This is a genomic window from Candidatus Pelagibacter communis (assembly GCF_001179985.1).
GTDB classification, from domain to species: domain Bacteria; phylum Pseudomonadota; class Alphaproteobacteria; order Pelagibacterales; family Pelagibacteraceae; genus Pelagibacter; species Pelagibacter ubique_J.
On record NZ_CVSI01000058.1, the window covers coordinates 16,560 to 34,470 of the forward strand.

Annotated in this window: 16 protein-coding genes; all 16 read left to right on the plus strand. The window is 27.7% G+C overall.

Annotated features, from left to right (window positions below; genetic code table 11):
* The first annotated feature begins 1 nt into the window (after position 1).
* The 16 genes from nuoH (at position 2) to rpsB (ending at position 17,905) form a co-directional block, all read left to right on the plus strand.
* Positions 2-1,000 (plus strand): NADH-quinone oxidoreductase subunit NuoH, encoded by a 999-nt coding sequence (nuoH, locus tag AMN80_RS02365; RefSeq protein WP_075520394.1) that lies wholly within the window; start codon positions 2-4, stop codon positions 998-1,000.
* 2 nt (positions 1,001-1,002) lie between these two features.
* Positions 1,003-1,488, plus strand: coding sequence for an NADH-quinone oxidoreductase subunit NuoI (nuoI, locus tag AMN80_RS02370; RefSeq protein ID WP_075520395.1), 486 nt, complete (start codon positions 1,003-1,005; stop codon positions 1,486-1,488).
* An 8-nt stretch (positions 1,489-1,496) separates the two neighbouring features.
* Positions 1,497-2,129, plus strand: a complete 633-nt coding sequence (locus tag AMN80_RS02375) for an NADH-quinone oxidoreductase subunit J (RefSeq protein WP_075520396.1) — start codon at positions 1,497-1,499, stop codon at positions 2,127-2,129.
* The gene (nuoK, locus tag AMN80_RS02380) at positions 2,122-2,433 is read left to right on the plus strand and encodes an NADH-quinone oxidoreductase subunit NuoK (protein WP_075520397.1); all 312 of its coding nucleotides are present in this window, start codon (positions 2,122-2,124) and stop codon (positions 2,431-2,433) included. The genes AMN80_RS02375 and nuoK overlap by 8 nt, the downstream gene beginning before the upstream one ends.
* Position 2,434: 1 nt before the next feature.
* Complete coding sequence (gene nuoL / locus AMN80_RS02385; RefSeq protein ID WP_075520398.1) at positions 2,435-4,348, plus strand: NADH-quinone oxidoreductase subunit L; 1,914 nt, start codon at positions 2,435-2,437, stop codon at positions 4,346-4,348.
* A 2-nt stretch (positions 4,349-4,350) separates the two neighbouring features.
* Complete coding sequence (locus tag AMN80_RS02390; protein ID WP_075520399.1) at positions 4,351-5,847, plus strand: NADH-quinone oxidoreductase subunit M; 1,497 nt, start codon at positions 4,351-4,353, stop codon at positions 5,845-5,847.
* Entirely contained in the window at positions 5,844-7,256 is a 1,413-nt protein-coding gene (gene nuoN, locus AMN80_RS02395; RefSeq protein WP_075520400.1) for an NADH-quinone oxidoreductase subunit NuoN, read from the plus strand. The genes AMN80_RS02390 and nuoN overlap by 4 nt, the downstream gene beginning before the upstream one ends.
* Entirely contained in the window at positions 7,256-7,768 is a 513-nt protein-coding gene (locus AMN80_RS02400; RefSeq protein WP_075520401.1) for a biotin--[acetyl-CoA-carboxylase] ligase, read from the plus strand. Before nuoN ends, AMN80_RS02400 begins: the two co-directional genes overlap by 1 nt.
* On the plus strand, positions 7,765-8,505 hold the full coding sequence (locus AMN80_RS02405) for a type III pantothenate kinase (RefSeq protein WP_075520402.1): 741 nt from the start codon (positions 7,765-7,767) through the stop codon (positions 8,503-8,505). Before AMN80_RS02400 ends, AMN80_RS02405 begins: the two co-directional genes overlap by 4 nt.
* Positions 8,502-10,160, plus strand: coding sequence for a ribonuclease J (locus AMN80_RS02410; protein WP_075520403.1), 1,659 nt, complete (start codon positions 8,502-8,504; stop codon positions 10,158-10,160). The genes AMN80_RS02405 and AMN80_RS02410 overlap by 4 nt, the downstream gene beginning before the upstream one ends.
* Before the next feature lies 1 nt (position 10,161).
* Positions 10,162-10,407 (plus strand): DUF1467 family protein, encoded by a 246-nt coding sequence (locus tag AMN80_RS02415; RefSeq protein ID WP_075520404.1) that lies wholly within the window; start codon positions 10,162-10,164, stop codon positions 10,405-10,407.
* On the plus strand, positions 10,407-11,735 hold the full coding sequence (proS, locus tag AMN80_RS02420) for a proline--tRNA ligase (RefSeq protein ID WP_075520405.1): 1,329 nt from the start codon (positions 10,407-10,409) through the stop codon (positions 11,733-11,735). Before AMN80_RS02415 ends, proS begins: the two co-directional genes overlap by 1 nt.
* Entirely contained in the window at positions 11,732-12,961 is a 1,230-nt protein-coding gene (locus tag AMN80_RS02425; RefSeq protein ID WP_075520406.1) for an FtsX-like permease family protein, read from the plus strand. Before proS ends, AMN80_RS02425 begins: the two co-directional genes overlap by 4 nt.
* The gene (locus AMN80_RS02430; protein WP_075520407.1) at positions 12,954-13,637 is read left to right on the plus strand and encodes an ABC transporter ATP-binding protein; all 684 of its coding nucleotides are present in this window, start codon (positions 12,954-12,956) and stop codon (positions 13,635-13,637) included. The genes AMN80_RS02425 and AMN80_RS02430 overlap by 8 nt, the downstream gene beginning before the upstream one ends.
* On the plus strand, positions 13,624-17,016 hold the full coding sequence (dnaE, locus tag AMN80_RS02435) for a DNA polymerase III subunit alpha (RefSeq protein WP_075520408.1): 3,393 nt from the start codon (positions 13,624-13,626) through the stop codon (positions 17,014-17,016). Before AMN80_RS02430 ends, dnaE begins: the two co-directional genes overlap by 14 nt.
* A gap of 124 nt (positions 17,017-17,140) precedes the next feature.
* Positions 17,141-17,905: a 30S ribosomal protein S2 gene (rpsB, locus tag AMN80_RS02440; RefSeq protein WP_075520409.1), complete on the plus strand. Its 765-nt coding sequence runs from the start codon at positions 17,141-17,143 to the stop codon at positions 17,903-17,905.
* Positions 17,906-17,911: the final 6 nt, after the last annotated feature.

The window sequence follows — 17,911 nt, forward strand, 5'->3', positions numbered from 1 at the left end:
TATGGAGTATTTAAATATTTTATTATCAGAGACTTACAAAATTTTGTTTCTTTTGTTACCAGTTTTAGTTTCAGTCGCTATGATCGTATGGCTAGATAGACGTATTTGGGCTTTTGTTCAAAAAAGAAAAGGACCAAACGTTGTTGGACCTTTTGGATTACTCCAATCTTTAGCGGATGCTTTAAAATACATATTTAAGGAAATAATAATTCCTGCAAGCTCAAACAAAATTATTTTTATTCTTGCTCCCATAGTTACAATGACACTTGCTTTAGTGGCTTGGGCAGTAATTCCATTTAGTGAAGATTTTGTGCTAGCAGACATTAATGTTGGAATATTATATATTTTTGCAATTTCATCGTTAGGTGTTTATGGAATTATAATGGGAGGTTGGGCCTCAAACTCAAAATATCCTTTTTTAGGTTCGATTAGATCTGCTGCACAAATGGTTTCTTATGAAGTTTCAATAGGTGTAATAATAATAAATGTTTTGCTATGTGTAGGTTCTTTAAAATTAAGTGACATTGTATTAGCTCAAGAAAACATATGGTTTGTAGTTCCGCTTTTTCCTATGTTTGTAATTTTTTTTATTTCTGCGTTAGCAGAGACAAATCGACCACCATTTGATTTGCCCGAAGCAGAGGCAGAGTTAGTATCTGGATACCAAACAGAATATTCAGGAATGATGTATGCAATGTTTTGGTTAGGCGAATATGCAAATATTTTATTAATGTGTGCATTAGGTTCTATATTGTTTTTAGGTGGTTGGCTCTCTCCTTTAGATATTTTTCCCTTTACAATGGTACCAGATCCACTGTGGCTAGTTATAAAAATACTTTTTTTATTTATTTTATTTGCTTTAGTTAAAGCTATTGTACCAAGATATAGATATGATCAATTGATGAGACTAGGATGGAAAGTATTTTTACCAATTTCATTAATTTGGGTTGTTTTAACTTCTGGCTACTTATTGTATTTTGATCTATTACCAAAAAGCTAATAATGAAAATATCTAGATTTATAAAAACTGTTTTTATGTTTGACTTTTTAAGAGGTTTAATGATCGCGATAAAAGAAATGTTTAAACCAAAAAAAACTATCAACTATCCTTTTGAAAAGGGTAAAATAAGTCCAAGGTTTAGAGGAGAGCACGCATTAAGAAGATATCCTAATGGAGAAGAAAGATGTATCGCATGTAAGTTATGTGAGGCTGTTTGTCCAGCGCAAGCAATTACAATAGAATCTAGCGAAAGAGAAGATGGTAGCAGAAAAACTACTAGATATGATATCGATATGTTAAAGTGTATTTATTGTGGTTTATGCGAAGAGTCTTGTCCTGTAGATGCGATTGTGCAGGGCCCAAATTTTGAGTTCGCAACAGAAACCAGAGAAGAGCTTTATTATACAAAAGAAAAACTTCTTGAAAATGGAGATAGATGGGAAAGTGTTTTAGCCGCAAATATTAAGGCAGATAATCCACATAGATAATTATTTACATGCCAGCTCACGCATTTTTTTTTTATATATTTTCATTAATTGCAATTGTATCAGCAATAATGGTAACAACATCAAAAAACACAGTTCACTCAGTTTTTTTTTTAATCTTAGATTTTATTAGTATTTCTTGCTTATTCATTTTAATAGGCGCAGAATTTCTTGGAATGATAATGTTGATTGTATATGTGGGCGCTGTAGCTGTATTGTTTTTATTTGTGGTTATGATGTTGAACGTTGCTCAGCAAAAAAACCAATGGTTTGGTGCTGCCACAGGAAGCAAACATATTCCAGTAGGAATGATTGTAAGTTTAATAATTTTCTTTGAATTATTAATTGTGATTGGTGGATGGAAATTAAAACCTGATTTAAGTAATGACTTTATAAATCTTTCGACTACTAATATTACTAATACACATTCTATTGGCAATGTCCTTTATACTGATTATATACACTTGTTTCAATTATCAGGAATGATTTTGCTAGTTGCAATGATTGGTGCAATAGTTTTAACGTTTAGACAACGATCTGGCTTAAAAAGACAAAGTTATATTAGGCAAATCTCAAGAGAAAAAAATGATGGAGTAGAATTAGTAGATGTTAAAAATAAAGAAGGGGTCAAAATAGATGTTTGATATTGGTATAGGACATTATTTAACCCTTGGTGCAGTAATTTTTACAATTGGAGTTGTTGGAATTTTTTTAAATAGAAAAAATGTAATAGTAATTCTAATGAGCATTGAATTGATATTACTAGCAGTAAATATAAATTTAGTATCTTTTTCTATTTTTTTGAATGATTTGAGTGGTCAAATTTTTACTCTATTTATATTAACTGTTGCTGCGGCAGAAGCTGCAATAGGTTTAGCTATAATAGTTGTTTACTATAGAAATTCAGGCACAATTAGGGTTGAGGAAATAGACAACCTTAAAGGATAAAATGGAAATTTTAATAGTTTTTCTTCCACTGTTAGCAGCAATTATCTCTGGATTTTTTGGAAATAAATTAGGTAACAGATTTTCGGAAATTTTGACAAGTTTATTTGTTTCAATTTCTGCAATTTTTTCAATCTATATTTTTTACAATGTGATGATCAATGATTATAATTCAAATATAATTATTTCGTCGTGGATTAGCTCTGGAACACTAGAAGTAAACTGGTCAATTAAAATTGATCCATTATCATCTGTAATGTTAGTAGTTGTTACTTTTATATCCTCGCTTGTTCACATCTATTCAATTGGATATATGCATCACGACCCTCATAAACCAAGATTTATGTCATATTTGTCTTTGTTTACTTTCTCAATGTTGATGTTGGTAACGTCAGACAATTTTTTACAACTCTTTTTTGGTTGGGAGGGAGTTGGTGTATGCTCTTATTTTTTGATTGGTTTTTGGTTTAAAAAACAAAGCGCAAATAATGCAGCAATAAAGGCTTTTCTTGTTAACAGAGTAGGAGACTTTGGGTTAGCATTAGGTATTTTTTTGATATTTTATTATTTTGGTACCATCAATTACAACGAGGTATTCAATTTAATTCCAACTCTAATATCAGAAAAAATTAATTTTCTTGGGTTTAATTTCGTTGTTATAGATTTAATTTGTATTCTATTGTTCATTGGAGCAATGGGTAAATCTGCTCAAATTTTCCTCCACACATGGTTACCAGATGCTATGGAAGGTCCAACTCCAGTTTCTGCATTAATTCATGCAGCAACTATGGTAACAGCTGGAGTTTTTTTAGTTGTGAGGTGTTCACCAATTTATGAGTTATCTCCATTAGGTTTAGAAATTGTTACATTAATAGGAATGTCAACTGCATTCTTTGCAGCTACTGTAGCCTTAGTACAAAATGATATTAAAAAAATAATTGCCTATTCAACATGTAGTCAACTAGGATATATGTTTTTTGCAGCTGGAGTTGGTGCGTACAATGTAGCAATGTTTCATTTATTTACTCACGCATTTTTTAAGGCTTTATTATTTCTAGGAGCCGGTTCTGTGATCCACTCATTTCAAAATGAACAAGATATTAAAAATATGGGTGGTGTTTGGAGAAAATTACCTTTTACATATTTAATGATGATTATAGGCACACTAGCATTAACTGGCTTTCCCTTTTTGTCAGGCTTTTATTCAAAGGATGCAATTATCGAATTTGCTTATCTTGAGAAAGGAAGTTTAAGTAATTATGCAGCAGTAATAGGTGTAATCACTGCAATTTTTACCTCAATTTATTCTTGGAGATTAATATTTTTAACTTTCCACGGTAGTTTTAATAATAAGAAACTAGATATAAAAGATCTGCATGAGTCACCTTTAGTTATGTTGATACCACTGGTTTTATTATCTGTTGGGGCTTTATTTTCTGGAATGTTTTTTAAAGAAATATTTATCGGTACTGAAAGTAGTCAATTATTTTGGAAAGACTCAATAATGTTTTTAGAACCATTGAGCAAAGACCATCCACCTTTATGGTTTTTATTACTAACGCCATCATTTGTGGTTATTTCTATTCCCTTTTCTTATTATTTATTTCTAAAGAAAAATTTAATTATTGAGCAAATTGTAAAAATTAACTACCCATTATATGTTTTCTTGAAAAAAAAATGGTACTTCGATGAACTTTATGATTTTATATTTGTTAAATCATTTAAAAGTTTAGGTAATTTTTTTTGGAGAAAAATTGATAATTTAATTATTGATAGATTTGGTCCTGATGGTATCTCTAATATCATAAAAAAATTTTCCTTATATGCGGTAAAATTCCAAAGTGGATTTATTTATCAATATGCCTTCATAATGTTGTTGGGTTTTTCAATTTTACTAACATTTTTAATTATTAAATAAACATGTTTCCGATTCTTTCATCTTTAATAATTTTACCACTTATTGGTTCTTTATTTTTAATATTTATTAGATCTTCCGAAAAAAATACTAGCCTTAAATACGTTGCATTATTTATTACTTTTACAAATTTTTTTTTATCACTTTATCTTTGGAAAATTTTTGATCCATCAATATCGACATTTCAGTTTGTAGAAAATAGAATTTGGATTGAAGGTTTTATAAATTATAAAGTTGGTATAGATGGCATATCAATTTTATTTGTAATTCTTACAACCTTTATAACACCACTTTGTATAATTTCAGTTAATTCAACAATAACTTACCGATTAAAGGAGTTTTTAATAGCAATTTTAATCATGGAAACTTTAATGATTGGAGTATTTTGTTCATTAGACTTAGTAATTTTTTATTTATTCTTTGAAGGCGGGCTTATTCCAATGTTTTTAATTATTGGAATATGGGGCGGAAATAGAAGAGTTTACTCTGCATTTAAATTTTTCCTTTTTACATTAGTTGGATCTGTTTTAATGCTAGTTGCAATTATTGCAATTTATTGGATAAGTGGAACAACGGATATCGAAAAATTATATGAATTAGGGATTCAAGAAGAATATCAAAAATTATTATGGCTAGCATTTTTTTCATCTTTTGCAGTGAAAACTCCAATGTGGCCTGTGCACACATGGCTACCTGATGCACACGTAGAGGCACCTACCGCTGGTTCAGTTTTACTTGCTGCTATCCTACTTAAAATGGCTGGTTATGGTTTTATAAGGTTTTCAGTGGGTTTATTTCCTTTAGCATCAATTTATTTTGTACCATTGGTCTACTCATTAAGTTTAATAGCAATAATTTACACCTCTTTAGTTGCCTTAATGCAGGAAGATATGAAAAAGCTTATTGCATATTCATCTGTTGCACATATGGGTTTTGTAACGCTTGGTATTTTTACATTTACGCAACAAGGGATTGAAGGAAGTATTTTTCAGATGATTAGTCATGGTTTAATTTCAGCTGCTTTATTTTTATCTGTTGGAGTTGTTTACGACAGATTAAAAACTAGACAAATTAAAGATTTCTCTGGGCTTGTAAATATAATGCCTAAATACGCAATAGTGATGATGATATTTACTCTTGGAGCTTTAGGATTACCTGGAACAAGCGGATTTATTGGTGAATTTTTAGTTTTAATGGGAACGTTTAAAAAAAGTATTATAACGGCTGCTATTGCAAGTATCGGAGTAATACTTGGTGCTGCTTATATGTTATGGCTATACAAAAGAGTTGTTTTCGGAAATTTATTAAAAACAATTGATATAAAAAAAATGGTAGATCTAAATAAATATGAAACATTAATTTTATCTTCGCTAGCAATTTTAATAATAGTTTTTGGTTTTTATCCAGAGCCTTTAATTAAAACATATGCTACATCAATAGATAATTTTATAAATACTATTAATGTAACCACAGAATTAAGTTTAATAGAAAAAATCAAATGAGTAACTTATATTTTATAATCCCTGAACTATTTATTTCATTAAGCGTGATGGCTCTTTTAGTTTTAGGAGTTTTCAAAAACAATAGTTCTAAAATTATTTTTTACTTGTCTTGCTTAATTATATTGGTATCTCTTGCGATTAATTTAAACATAAACATAACGCAAACAATCTTTCTTTTTAATAATAGTTATTTAGTAGATCAGCTATCATTATTTATAAAATCAATAATTATGATTTCAGCTTTCTTTGTAATGTTTTGTTCATATAACTATGTCAGAGTTAACAATATACTTAAAATTGAATACCCAATATTAATTCTATGTTCATTACTTGGAATGTTAGTAATGATAAGCTCAAATGATCTCATTGTATTTTATATAGGTTTAGAATTACAATCTCTTGCATTATATGTGTTAGCATCTTTTAATAGGGATAATATTTTGTCCTCAGAGTCCGGATTAAAATATTTTGTTTTAAGTGCTTTATCATCAGGTTTGCTTTTATATGGTTGCTCATTAATTTATGGTTTTTCTAATTCAACTAATTTTAATGAAATTTCTCAGAATTTTAATTTTGAATACGGAGTTATTTTCGGCATGGTTTTTGTAATTGTTGGATTAGCATTTAAAATTTCTGCTGTCCCTTTTCATATGTGGGCTCCAGATGTTTATCAAGGTTCACCAACTTCTGTGACTGTATTATTTGCAATTTTACCAAAAATAGCAGCTCTTACAGTTTTTATAAAATTTTTATACGGTCCATTTATAAATCTCTTCGAAGAGTGGCAGGCCATAATTATATTTTTATCAGTTGCTTCAATGATTTTAGGCGCAGTTGCTGCTATTGGTCAGAAAAATCTTAAAAGACTTATAGCTTACAGCTCAATCAGTCATATGGGTTATGCGTTAGCAGGATTAACTACAGGTACTAACCAGGGTATTCAAAGTTCAATAATTTATTTAATTATTTATTTAATTATGAATCTTGCATTCTTTAGCTGCCTTTTTATGTTGAAAAGAAAAGACAAATTTTACGAAAACATAGAGGATTTATCAGGTCTTTCAAAAAAACATCCTATTCTAGCATTAAGTTTTTTAATAATATTATTTTCACTTGCCGGAATACCGCCACTTGCAGGATTCTTTGCAAAATTTTATATTTTTATGGCAGTAATACAAAAAGAAATGTATTTTTTAGCTATTGTAGGATTACTGGCAACTGTAATAGCTGCTTTTTATTATTTAAGAGTTATAAAAATAATTTACTTTGACCCAGAACAAGAAAAATTTGACACTGCAATGAGCTTAGGATTAAAGCTTACATTAATTTTGTCAACATCCGCAATATTAATGTATTTTTTAAATCCAAATTTCTTAAACAAATATATAACAAATATTTTAGTTATTTGATGGTTTTAAAAAAATTTAAATATAAAAAAGTTTCAAGTACAAATGAAATTGCGATGCAAAAAATTAGACAAGGTTATAAGTCAGGTGTTATTATTTCTGATAAACAAACACGTGGTAGGGGTCAACATGGTAAAAAATGGATTTCTAACAAGGGAAATTTATTTTTTAGTATATTTTTTATTATTAACAAAAAAATACAAATCTCTAGATTAGTTATAAGCAATTTAAGAATAATAAAAAAAATATTGTCCAATTATATTAAATCAAAAATAAAAATTAAAAGGCCTAATGATATTACAGTAAATAAAAAAAAGATTTGTGGGATTTTAAATGAAACTCTATTTTATAATGATTTAAAATTTTTAGTTATCGGAATTGGAATAAATATAGTTAGTTCACCTAATATAAGAGGTTATCCAACTACAAATTTGAATGAGGTAACTAATAGAAGAGTTAGTAAAACTAAATTATTAAATAAAATTATCAAAGCTTTTGATATAAAAATAAAATGATTATTGTAGGTGATATAGGAAATACAGAAATAAAAATATGTTTTTTTTATAATGGTTTAAAAAAAAAATATTTATTCAAAACAGATTCACTTAACAAAAAAATTATAAGAAATAAGTTTAATTTTTTACGCAAAAAAATTTATCTTAAGAATGCGATTATAAGCAGTGTAGTGCCAAAAACTTTTAGTCAAATTAAAAAGATTTTTTTTAATCTATATAAAGTTAATTGTATCGAATTAAAGAAATTAAATTTAACAAGACTAATAAACATTAAAGTCAACAAGAAAGAAATTGGATCTGATCGTTTAGCAAACGCAATAAGTGTAATGAGTAAAAAAAAAAATTTTATTGTTGTTGATTTTGGAACTGCTACAACTTTTGATGTAATTAAGAAAAATAATTACTTAGGGGGAGTGATCGCTCCGGGTGTAAATTTGTCACTAGATAACTTGATTAAAAAAGCAAGTTTAATACCAAATGTTAAATTAAATAAATCAAAATCTATAATTGGAAAAAATACAGAACAAGCAGTCCTGTCTGGTTTTTTTTGGGGATATAATGGTTTAATTAATGGCATAATTTCAAAAATTAAAAAAAAAACCAATCAAAAATATAAAATAGTTTTTACAGGTGGTCTTGCGCACTTATTTAATAAAGATATAAAAGATAAAGTTACTATAGATAAAAATCTAACAATTAATGGTTTAATTAAAGTTTCAAAACATTTTAATTTATGAAAGATGAATTAATTTTTTGTCCTCTTGGTGGATCAGGTGAAATAGGCATGAATATGAATTTGTTTGGCTTCGGTAAACCTGGTGAGCACAAATGGATTATAGTTGACATTGGTGTTACTTTTGCAGATGAGAGTATTCCAGGTATAGATTTAATATATCCAGATCCTGGATTTATCATTGATAAAAAAGAGTCCTTACTAGCTATAGTTCTAACACATGCTCACGAAGATCATATAGGTGCCATTACTCAAATATGGCCAAAATTAAATTGTAAAATTTTTGCAACTCCCTTTACTGCAGCTCTTGTAGTAGAAAAATTCAGAGAAAAAAATATTGATATAACAACTTATCTTAACATTGTTCAACTTAATGGAAAAATTAATTTAGAGAATTTTGAAATCGATTTTATAACATTAACACACTCAATTCTTGAACCAAATGGATTAAGAATAAAAACACCTTTAGGAAATGTTCTACACACTGGCGATTGGAAGTGTGATCCAGATCCTTTGATAGGAAAAAAAATAGACTCAGATAAGTTAAAATTAATTGGAAAAGAAGGTGTGTTAACAATGATTTGTGACTCTACAAACGTCTTTAGCATTGGTAGATCAGGATCCGAGTTAAGTGTAAGAAAAAGTTTATTTAAAATAATTGGAAGACTTAAAAAAAGAGTCATTGTAACCTCTTTTGCATCTAACGTAGCAAGGATGGAAACAATATTTTATTGTGCAGAAAAAACTGGTAGACAAATTTCATTAGTTGGGAGATCAATGCACCGTATTTATAAAGCAGCAAGACAATGTGGATATTTAAAAAATGTGATTGATCCAATTGATCCAAGAGATGCAAAAAAAATATCAAGAGACAAAATAATTTATCTTTGCACAGGTAGCCAAGGTGAGCCAATGGGAGCTATGAATAGAATATCAAATTATACTCATCCAGATGTATTTATTGAAAAAGATGATACTGTAATATTTTCTTCAAAAATAATACCTGGTAATGAAAAAAAACTTTCAAAATTACACAATACTTTAGTTTTAGAAGGCGTAGAAGTTATTAATGAAGAAAATGAGTTTGTACATGTATCAGGCCATCCAAATAGAGAAGATCTTAAAGATATGTATAATTGGATTAAACCGAGATCTGTAATACCGGTTCACGGAGAACATAGACATATTCTTGAACATCTTTCGTTTGCTAAAGAAATGAATGTTCCATACCCGATAAAAGTAAAAAACGGAGATATAATTAAAATTGCGCCATGTGAAAAACCTGAAGTATTTGATAAAGCACCATCAGGCAAACTTTATGTAGACGGTGATATAAGTGTTTTTGAGGACTCCAGATCAATAAAAGAAAGAAAAAATTTATCTATTAATGGTAGTCTTGAGGTAACAATTTTAGTGAATAACGAAGGGAATATATACGACTCACCTGTTATATCTGCAAAGGGACTACCAATAGAAAATTTAGAAGAATTTAAATTCGGACTGGAAAAAGAGATAAATAAAACAGCAAGATCATTCGCATTGAATAATACAAAACAAGAGGAAAATGCGATTAATGCATTAAAAACAGTTTGCCGAAAGTTTACGAAAGAGCAATTGGGAAAAAGACCATTTACTAATATAAATTTAGTTAATATTTAATATGAGTATTACTGGTTCGCTCATAATTTTTGTTTTAATTTGGTGGATCATTTTTTTTTCATTATTACCAATAGATGTTGATAGAAAACACAAGGAATTGGTTGAAGGTGTAGATAAAGGATCGCCTGAAAATCCTAGAATTATAAAAAAATTAATTTATACAACCATAATAACCTTAATTATTTTTATAGGTATATTTATGTTAGTGAAGTATGATTACCTTAATTTAAGAAGGTTTATTTCATAATGTTTTTTTCTACTTTATTAATTCCTATTTTAAAAAATTATCCCTCTGAGGCAAAAATTAAATCACACAAATTAATGTTAAGAACAGGAATGATAAAACAATCTTCTGCAGGCATATACTCTTGGTTACCTTTGGGTTTCAAAGTGATGAAAAAAATAGAAAATATTGTAAGGGAGGAGCAAAATAAAATTTTTGCACAAGAAATATTAATGCCAACTATACAATCCAGTGAAATTTGGAAAGAGAGTGGTAGATATGAAGATTATGGTGAGGAAATGTTAAGAATTACAGATAGACAAAAAAGAGAAATGTTATATGGCCCAACTAACGAAGAATTAATAACCGAAATTTTTAGAACTAGTATAAAGTCATATAAATCTTTACCACAACTTTTGTATCATATTCAATGGAAGTTCAGAGATGAATTGCGACCAAGATTTGGGATAATGCGTTGTAGAGAGTTTTATATGAAGGATGCATATTCTTTTGATCTTAATGACGATTTAGGCGAACATTCTTATAATAAATTTTTTTTATCATATCTTAAAACTTTCAAAAGGCTAGATTTAAAGGCAATCCCAATGTCAGCAGACACAGGTCCTATAGGGGGGAATTTATCACATGAATTTATTATTTTAGCTGAAACAGGTGAAAGTAAAATTTATACTGATAAAAATATATTTGAAGTTGATCATTCAGATTGTACTTTAGAAAAAAAATCATTAACAAATTTAAGAAAAAAATTTGAAAATTTTTATGCAGTTACGGACGAAAAATTTAATAAAGCTGAATTTGACAAATTAGTTACAAAAGAAAATCAATTAGAGACAAAAGGTATAGAAGTTGGCCATATATTTTATTTTGGTGATAAATATTCCAAACCAATGAATGCATCTGTAGACCACAATGGTAAAAAAGTCTTCGTAAAAATGGGATCTTACGGTGTTGGAGTTTCAAGATTAGTTGGTGCCATAATAGAGGCTAAATTTGATGAGAAAAATGAAAACATGAATTGGCCAATAAATGTAGCACCATATGAATGTGCAATTTTACCATTAGTTTCTAAGAATGATAAAACAAATTTGGAAAAATCCATTAATATATTTAAAAAACTCAAAGATAGCAATATAGATGCAATCATTGATGATACAGACGAAAACTTTTCATCAAAAATGAAAAAGTTTAATCTTATTGGTGTTCCCTTTCAAATACTTTTAGGGAATAAATCTGATAATGAAATGCTTGAATTTAAAAAAGTTGGTGAATCTTCATCAAAATTAAAAATAGACGATATAATAAAGACTATAAATTCAAAAAAAGAAAATTGATCTCTAAACTAGAAAAAGAAATAACATTTAGATATTTAAAAACCAGAAAAAAGGACGGTTTTTTAAATATTATTACAATATTCTCATTTATTGGTATTAGTCTGGGTGTAGCAGTTTTAATTATTGTAATGTCCGTAATGAACGGTTTTAGGTCTGATCTAATAAAAAAAATAAATGGATTTAATTCTCATGCTACGATTCAAAATTATGATGGTCTATTTGATCTAAAAAAAATTAATAGTTCTAATTTAAAAAGTCAGATTGATGGGTTCTTGATTAGTAACAATGGTGAAGGTATTATAATTAATGAAAAAATTACAAAAGGAGTTTTATTAAGGGGATATAAAAAAGAAGAATTTCAAACCCTAAATATAGTAAAAAACCAAGATTTTTCAGGTTCTAAAGTTTTAGGTAATAGTGAAATTTCAATCAGTCGAGAACTTGGTTATGACTTAGATTTAAAGATAGGTGATAAACTAAGTTTAGTTTTTTCCTCTTTTGAAGAAACACTTATCGGATCATTACCAAAACAAAAAACTTTTAAAATTAGCTCTTTTTATAATAGCGGTTTTAATGATTTTGATAAAAATATTGCTTTCGTAAATATTGAGGATTTAGAAAACCAATTAAATTTGACACCAGACACCAGGTTTCTAGAAATTTATTTTAAAGATCCAACAGATATAAGTAAAATAAAAAAGGATTTAATTAAATTTTTTCCTAATGATTTAATTTATACTTGGTCAGATTTAAATAAACCACTGTTTTCAGCATTAAAAGTAGAGAGAAATGTAATGTTTATTATTTTGTCCCTTATAATAATTGTTGCCGCATTTAATATAATCTCAGGATTGACAATTTTAGTAAAAAATAAAACTAGAGAAATTGCAATTATGAAGTCTATTGGAGTTAAAAACGGATCTATTAGAAAAATTTTTTTTATGGTTGGATTTATCATTGGTTGTAGCGCTACAATTTTTGGTGTTATTTTAGGAATAATTTTTTCAGTATATATAGAAAATATTAGACAATTTATAAGTAATTTATTTAATATAACTTTATTCCCAGAGGAAATTTATTTTCTTAGTACAATGCCTTATGAATTAGATTATAAATCAATTATTTTAATTTCGATTTGTTCAATTATTTCAACTTGTTTAGTATCTTTGTTTCCAGCGATTAAAGCATCTAATTTAGACACCATTAAATCTCTTAAATATGAATAATTTAATTCAATTAAAAAATGTATCGAAAAATTATATTTCCTCAAAAAAAATTGAAGTTTTAAAAAATATTAATTATACATTTAAATCAGGTAAAATATATTCTTTAACTGGCCCCTCAGGCTCTGGAAAGTCTACATTGCTTAATTTAATATCCTTAATAGACAAACCATCTAGTGGTTTTATAAAACTTAATGATCTAAAAATTAACGATAATGATAATGATCAAAGAGATATGATAAGGTCAAGAAAAATAGGAATTATTTACCAAGATAAAAATTTATTAGCTGATTTTAGTACTTTAGAGAATGTCTATTTGGCAAGATTATCTTTAAGTAATAATAAAAAAAAAGCTATCACAGATGCTAAAAACTTATTGAAAAAAGTTGGGTTAGATAAAAGACTAGACCATTACCCTAGTGAATTATCTGGGGGTGAGTCGCAGAGAGTTGCAATATCGAGAGCTTTAATAAATTCACCCGATATAATTTTAGCAGATGAACCAACAGGAAATTTAGATGTCAAAAATGCAAGAGATATATTCAAGCTATTATTTAGCCTAAGAAATAAAAATAGAATAATAATATTTGCAACTCATAATAGATATTTTGCAGATATGTCCGACTGTAAATTGAGTTTAATTGATGGTAAAGTATTTACCGTCAATGCAAGAAACTAAAAAGTCTTTTAATCATTACAAATTGCATACGCAATATTCTATCTGTGAAGGCGCTATAAAGATAGAGGATCTTGAAAAATTTTGCAAAAATAATAAAATCAACTCAATAGGTATTTCTGACACATCTAACCTATGCGGTGCTTTACAGTTCTCTGAGACTGTCTCAAAATCAAAAACTCAACCAATCATTGGTTCTCAAATAAAATTTAAACATAAAGATTTAATAGGACTAATACCAATAATTGTTAAAAACGATATTGGATACAAGAATATTGTAAAACTATCATCAAATTCATATTTAAATCATGAAAACTTTAATGAACCATTTTGTGATTTTAGGGATTTATCTCAACGTAGCGATGGTTTAATAGTTACTCTTGGAGGCTTAAATAGTCTGGCCGGAATTTTATTTAAAAAAGATAGATTAATTGAACTCAAGGAAATTTATATCTTTTTAAAAAAACTATTCAAAGAAAATTTCTACATTGAAATACAAAGACATGGTGACATAAATGAAAAAAATTTAGAGGCTTATAACTTAAAAATATCTAAAGAATTGAATATACCAATAATAGCCTCACATGAAGTTTATTATCTAGATAAAAATATTTATGATGCTCATGATGCTTTAATGTGCATTGGATCAAAAAATTATATTAATGACAAAAACCGTCCAAAGCTCTCAAGTAATCACTATTTTAAGAGTAATAATGAAATGATTGAATTATTTTCTGATTTACCTGAGGCTTTAGAAAACAACTTTAATTTACATCTAAGGTGTAGTTATAGACTCTCAAGTTCAAAACCACTACTTCCTAATATAAGTTCAAAAAAAGATCTTTCTCCTGATGATATACTTAAAAAAGAAGCAGAAGATGGTCTGAAATTAAGACTTGAGGCAGATTTAGAAAAAAAAAACAATATTAAAATTGACGAATATGAGAAAAGGCTTAGTCATGAAATAAATATAATATGCAAAATGAATTATGCTAGCTATTTTTTAATTGTTTCAGATTACATAAAATGGGCAAAAAAAAACGATATACCTGTTGGACCAGGCAGAGGTTCGGGTGCTGGTTCATTAGTTGCGTGGTGTTTATCTATTACTGATGTAGACCCTTTGAAGTTCGATTTGATTTTCGAAAGATTTCTTAATCCTGATAGAATATCCATGCCTGATTTTGATATTGATTTTTGTGAGGAAAAAAGAGATTTGGTTTTTGAATATTTAAAAAAAAAATACCCAGACTCTGTAGCACATATAATAACATTTGGAAAACTTAAGGCTCGAATGGTCATTAGAGATGTTGGAAGAGTTATGGGTTTACCTTATGGTTTTGTTGATAGTATCTGCAAAATGATACCATTTGATCCTTCCAGACCAATGAATTTAAATCAATGTATCAACTCTGAACCTAAACTTCAAAAATTGATAAAAGAAGATAAAAGAGTAGAAAGATTAATAAACTTATCTTTAAAACTTGAGGGTTTAAATAGAAATTTTGCTACTCATGCAGCTGGGGTTGTTATTGCAGATAAGAAACTCTCAGAAACAGTGCCACTTTACAAAGACCCATCCTCAGATCTTTTATTACCATCCACTCAATTTGATATGTATTCTGCTGAAAATGCTGGTCTAATAAAATTTGATTTTTTAGGTTTAAAAACTTTAACTGTTATAAATAAAACACAAAATTTAGTTAAAAATAAATTAAAAAATTTTAAAATCAGGAACATAAAATATAATGACCAAAAGGTTTATGACCTTTTGTCTACAGGTAAGACAGTAGGGTTATTTCAATTAGAGAGCTCTGGAATGCGTGAAGCATTAATTCAAATGAAACCAAATCAGTTAGAAGATATAATAGCATTAGTTGCACTATATAGACCGGGTCCTATGAGCAATATTTCAATTTATAATGACTGCAAACATGGAAGACGAGAACCTGATTATTTGCATCCAAAATTAGAAAAAATATTGAAACCAACATATGGAGTAATAATTTATCAGGAACAAGTAATGCAAATTGCACAAATTTTATCTGGTTTTTCACCTGGAGAAGCAGATTTACTAAGAAGAGCCATGGGTAAAAAAAAAAGAGCAGAATTAGAAAGACAAAAAACTAGATTTATAGAAGGAGCTTTTAAAAACGGTATAAGCAAAGATGTAGCTGCAGGTATATTTTTAAAAATAGAACCTTTCGCCGAGTATGGTTTCAATAAAAGTCATGCAGCAGCTTATGCAATTATTGCTTATCAAACTGCATTTCTGAAAACTTATTATCCCGAAGAATTTTTTGCTGCATCAATGTCTATGGAATTATCCAATCAAAAAAAACTTAGTGAGTTTTGTGAAGAAATAAAAAGGTTAAAAATAAATATTATAAGTCCAGACATAAACACATGTTTTACTGATTTTAGTTCTAAAAATAATGACTTCTATTATGCATTAGGAGCTATAAAAAATGTAGGTTATGAGGCTATATCAAATATAATAAATGAGAGAAATAAAAATGGTAAATTCAAATCAGTTTTAGATTTTTTAAACAGAGTAAACCCTAAAGATATAAATAAATTACAATTAGAAGGTCTTACCAAAGCAGGTGCTTTTGATAGTATTATAAACAATAGAAGGTCATTCTTTGACTCAATTCCAAATTTAATTCAAAAATCTAAAAATATATTCGAAAATAAAACTCAAAATCAAATAGATCTATTCTCTAAAAATGATAATAGTGAAAAAATCATAGTAGAAAAACCTGAGTGGAACTTTCAAGAAAAAATGTTAAAAGAGTTTGAAACAATAGGCTTTTACCTATCCGATCATCCACTAAATCAATATAAAAATATTTACGATGAATACAATATAACCAAATACTCTGAATTTATAACTAACAAAAACCAATCAGAAAGTATGGTGGCATCAACAATTTTAAAAATTCAAGAAAAAAAAACCCAAAAAGGAACATCATATGCAATTATAAAATTTTCTGATTTAGGAGGTGTATTTGAGCTTTTTGTTTTTTCTGATCTATTTGAATTAAATAGAGATAACATAAAAGAAGGCAAATCTGTAATAGTAACTCTTTATAAAAATTTCAATGACAGCGAACAAAGAATGAGAATTAATGTAAAAAAGATTGTACCTTTAGATGAAATTATTAATAAACCAATTAATGGTTTAAAAATTAAAATATCAAACACAAAGGAATTTGAATTATTATCAAAAATTTTAATAAACCAGGGTAATGTAGAGGTTGAATTTGAAATATTAGATAGTGATAAGAAATATACACTTAAATTAAAAAAAAAACGATTAGTTGACAAAAACATTTTAAATTCTATTAAAAATCAAGGTATTTCAGCTTCAATTTTTTAAAAAATTACTTGCGTTTAATTAATAAAATTATTAAAAGCCAAAATAATAAAACTCACACAGTTAATGGTTTAAAACCTCCGGTGCTTTAATGCTAATAACTGTGGCGGAATAACCGGGAAAATTTATGAAGATACCAAATTTAACTATAGAACAATTACTAGAAGCTGGCGTTCACTTAGGTCACAAAACTTTAAGATGGAATCCAAAAATGAAAAAATATATTTTTGGCAAAAGAGACTCCGTTCATATAATTGATCTTACACAAACATTAGAATTAACAAATAAAGCTTTAGAAAAAATTTATGAGACAATATCTAATAACGGTAAAATTTTATTTATATCGACAAAAAAACAAGCATCCGAGTCAATTGCTGAATTAGCAAAATCTACAGATCAATATTTTGTAAATTACAGATGGCTTGGTGGAATGTTAACAAATTGGGGCACAATTTCGAACTCAATTAAAAAACTTAACAAGATTGAGATAGATCTAAAATCTGAAAATAGAGGTTTCACAAAAAAAGAACTTTTAAAAATGGGTATTCAAAGAGATAAACTACAAAGATCTCTTGGTGGAATTTCAGAAATGAAAAAAATACCAGACTTAGTTTTTATTATTGATACAAATTACGAATCATTAGCTATAAAAGAATCTATTAAGTTAAATATACCAATTATCGCAATTTTAGACACAAATTCAAATCCTGAAGGTATTGATTTCCCAATACCTGGAAATGACGACGCTAGAAGATCTATTGATTTGTATTGTAATTTAATAAAAGAGACAATAGAAAATGCCAAAAAGGAAGCCCCAAAAGTTGAAGAAAAAAAAATAATAGAAAATCCTAATAAACAAGAAAATTCTTCTCCAAAAAAAAAATTAAATTAATTTTTT